General features: G+C 70.4%; 3 protein-coding genes. All 3 read right to left on the bottom strand.

Annotated elements, in window-relative coordinates:
- The coding region (locus tag GT042_RS31540; RefSeq protein WP_161312109.1) for a TerD family protein at positions 1-608 on the bottom strand (608 nt) is incomplete at its 3' end.
- A gap of 180 nt (positions 609-788) precedes the next feature.
- Positions 789-1,355 (bottom strand): TerD family protein, encoded by a 567-nt coding sequence (locus GT042_RS31535; RefSeq protein WP_161312108.1) that lies wholly within the window; start codon positions 1,353-1,355, stop codon positions 789-791.
- 195 nt (positions 1,356-1,550) lie between these two features.
- Positions 1,551-3,698, bottom strand: a complete 2,148-nt coding sequence (gene uvrB, locus GT042_RS31530) for an excinuclease ABC subunit UvrB (RefSeq protein ID WP_161312107.1) — start codon at positions 3,696-3,698, stop codon at positions 1,551-1,553.
- Positions 3,699-3,892: the final 194 nt, after the last annotated feature.

The raw sequence follows: 3,892 nt of genomic DNA, 5'->3' as shown, positions 1-3,892 counted from the left end.
GGCCGGACCCGGGTCCCGTCCTGCGGTCCGGGCAGGGGGGCCTGGACGGCGTTGGCCAGGTGGCGGGCGACCGCGTCCTGGATGGTGGCGGCGAACGCGTGCGCCTCCGGGAGGCCTTGGTCGCCGAAGAGCTCGGCGAGGCCGCCCGCGTACCCCTGGCCCACGGCACGGACCTTCCAGGAGCCCTGGCGGCGGTAGAGCTCCAGGGCGACGACGGCGGACTCGGCGTCCAGTGCGGTGAGGGTGAAGCTGGCGATCTCGGTGCCGTCGGTGGAGGTGACGGCGGCGAAGGGCGCGGCCGTGCTGCCGAAGCGGTCGGGGCCGCCGACGCCTTCGGGCAGCGCGAACAGCACGTGGACCAGGTGGGCCCGCTCGGGCACCGCTTCCAGGTCGACGTGGAAGCGCAGTCCGGCGGCGGCCTGGCGGGAGACCTCGACGCCGGGGAGGGTGGGCGAGCCGGGGTGGGCGATCCACTCGGTGCCCGGTACGGTGCCCGCCGCGTCGGCGAGGGTGACGCAGGCCAGGACCGGCGCGCCGGCCGTCACCCGTATCTCCAGTCGGGTGTGCGGCAGGGGGTGGTTCTGTCCCCGGACCAGCTCGGCCGTCATCGCCTCTGTCCCCTCGTCGGTCTCGTGCGGTGCGCGTGGTGCGGTGTGGGAGGTGCGGTGTCCGTGTGCTGTGCCGGTGGTACGTGGCAACGGTGCAGCTCCCGGCGGCCGTGGCCTGCCTCCGGGAGCTGCGTGTGCCCGTACGTGCCGTGCGTGGGTGCCCGGCCGTGCGTGTCGTGTCTACAGGTGCGGCAGGATCGACGGCATCAGGTCCTGGAACGTGCGGCCGTTGGCCGGATTCCCGAGGGCCGTCATCTTCCACCCGGCGCCGTCGCGGTGCACCTTCGCCATGATCTGCGCGGTGTACTGCCCGCCGCCGTCGAGCGTGTAACGGGCCAGCTCCTGGCCGTTGGTCTCGTCGACGATGCGGCAGAAGGCGTTCTGCACCTCCTGGAACGTCTGTCCGGTGAACGAGTTCACCGTGAAGACGATCTGGTCGATGTGGACCGGGATCCGCTCCAGGTCCACCAGGATGGCCTCGTCGTCCCCGCCCTGGCCGGCGCCGCCGACAAGGTTGTCGCCGGTGTGCTTCACCGAGCCGTCGTCGCTGACCAGGTGGCGGAAGAAGACCACGTCGACCGGCTGCTTGTCGGCGAACAGCACCGCCGAGGCGTCCAGGTCGATCTCACGGGTGCGGGAGCCGAACAGGCCCCGGCGCGGGGCGGCCTGCCACCCGAGCCCCATGCGCACCGCGGTCAGGGTGCCTCCGCCCCGCTTCTCCAGGCTGATGGCCTGACCCTTGGTCAGGTTGACCCCAGGGCCCCCGGGCGCACTGCCCTTGGATACGTCCACCACGCGCTGTCCCCTCTCGAATGGTTCCCCCGCAACCGTCCGTGTGCGGTTGCGCAGCACCCTACGCAGTCACGCCGTCGCGGCAGGAGACGTGGGCCGTTTTTGTGTCGGTCTTGCAACACATGGCACCCCCCGTCCCCTGCCGGGCCGTCAGGCCTGTCCCGCCTCCCTCATCTGCCGCAACTCCTTCTTCAGCTCGCCCACTTCGTCGCGCAGCCGCGCGGCGACCTCGAACTGGAGCTCCGCCGCCGCGGCCCGCATCCGGTCGGTCATCTCCTGGATGATCCCGGCCAGCTCCTCGGCGGGGCGGTCGGTGAGCACCGCGCCCTGGGCGGCCGCCTTGCCGCCCCTGCCGCCCTTCGCGGCCTTCGTGGCCGTGCCGCCGAGCGCCGGCACGGGAGTCTTGGCCCCCTTGCCGTCCTTCCCCTGCCGGTAGCCCGTGCCGAGCAGGGCCTCCGTGTCGATCTCCTCGCGGGCGATCGTCGCGACGATGTCGTTGATCTTCTTGCGCAGGGGCTGCGGGTCGAGGCCGCGCTCGGTGTTGTACGCGACCTGCTTCTCGCGGCGGCGGTTGGTCTCGTCGATGGCCTGCGCCATCGCCGGGGTGATCGTGTCCGCGTACATGTGGACCTGCCCGGACACGTTGCGCGCCGCTCGCCCGATCGTCTGGATGAGTGACGTGCCGGACCGGAGGAAGCCCTGCTTGTCCGCGTCGAGGATCGCGACCAGCGACACCTCGGGCAGGTCGAGCCCCTCCCGGAGGAGGTTGATGCCGACGAGGACGTCGTACTCCCCCGAGCGCAGCTCGCGCAGCAGCTCGACGCGGCGCAGGGTGTCGACGTCGCTGTGCAGGTAGCGGACCTGGATGCCCAGCTCCAGGAAGTACTCCGTGAGGTCCTCGGCCATCTTCTTGGTGAGGGTGGTGACCAGGACGCGCTCGTCCTTCTCCGTGCGCTTGCGGATCTCGTGCACCAGGTCGTCGATCTGGCCCTCGGTGGGCTTGACCACGACCTCCGGGTCGATGAGGCCGGTGGGGCGGATGATCTGCTCCACGAAGCCGTCGCCGCGCGACAGCTCGTACTTCCCGGGGGTGGCGGAGAGGTAGACGGTCTGGCCGATCCGCTTCTGGAACTCCTCCCACTTGAGGGGGCGGTTGTCCAGGGCGGACGGCAGCCGGAAGCCGTGGTCGACGAGGGTCCGCTTGCGGGACGCGTCCCCCTCGTACATCGCGCCGATCTGCGGCACGGTCACGTGCGACTCGTCGATGACGAGCAGGAAGTCCTCGGGGAAGTAGTCGAGAAGGGTGTTGGGCGCGGTGCCGGGGCCGCGGTCGTCGAAGTGCATCGAGTAGTTCTCGATCCCCGAGCAGGAGCCGATCTGGCGCATCATCTCGATGTCGTACGTCGTCCGCATGCGCAGGCGCTGGGACTCCAGGAGCTTGCCCTGCTTGTCCAGCTCGGCGAGCCGGGTCTCCAGCTCGCGCTCGATGCCGTTGACAGCCTTCTCCATGCGCTCCGGTCCCGCCACGTAGTGGCTGGCCGGGAAGACGTACAGCTCGTTGTCCTCGCTGATGACCTCGCCGGTCAGCGGGTGGAGGGTGGTCAGCGCCTCGATCTCGTCGCCGAACATCTCGATGCGGACGGCCAGCTCCTCGTACACCGGGAAGATCTCGATGGTGTCGCCGCGCACGCGGAAGGTGCCGCGCGCGAACGCGACGTCGTTGCGGGTGTACTGGATCTCGACGAAGCGGCGCAGCAGCTGGTCGCGGTCGATCGTGGCGCCGACCTTGAGGGGGACCATCCGGTCCACGTACTCCTGCGGCGTACCGAGGCCGTAGATGCAGGAGACCGAGGCGACCACGACCACGTCACGGCGGGTGAGCAGGGAGTTCGTCGCGGAGTGGCGCAGCCTCTCGACCTCCTCGTTGATCGAGGAGTCCTTCTCGATGTAGGTGTCCGACTGCGGGACATACGCCTCGGGCTGGTAGTAGTCGTAGTACGACACGAAGTACTCGACCGCGTTGTTCGGCAGCAGCTCGCGGAACTCGTTCGCCAGCTGGGCGGCCAGGGTCTTGTTCGGAGCCATCACCAGCGTGGGCCGCTGGAGCTTCTCGATCATCCAGGCCGTCGTCGCCGACTTGCCGGTGCCGGTCGCGCCGAGCAGGACGACGTCCTTCTCGCCGGCGCGGACGCGCTTCTCCAGGTCGGCGATGGCCGTCGGCTGGTCGCCGCTGGGCTGGTAGGAACTGACGACCTCGAAAGGCGCCACCGTACGTTCGATCTGGGAAACAGGCCGCATGGATCCACCGTACGGCCCCGCACTGACAGTCGGCGTCATGACCGCTCTGACCTGCGGTGACGGGCTCCTGCGGCCGGTCGGTCACCAGTCGTGGAAGTCCGGGGAGCCGCCGCGCGGGGTCCTGGCGGCCGTCCGGTCGGCCCGGTCGGCCTCGGGGCCCCAGGGGACGGTCCTGGACGGGCCCCGGCCGGGCC

The sequence above is a fragment of the Streptomyces sp. SID3212 genome, from assembly GCF_009865405.1.
Classification (GTDB): Bacteria; Actinomycetota; Actinomycetes; order Streptomycetales; family Streptomycetaceae; genus Streptomyces.
This window is presented reverse-complemented; position numbering and strand designations above follow the sequence as displayed.

What these genes read in the sequence shown, in the direction of transcription:
- uvrB (WP_161312107.1), bottom strand. Translation starts at nt 3,698, where the DNA reads ATGCGGCCTGTTTCCCAGATCGAACGTACGGTGGCGCCTTTCGAGGTC.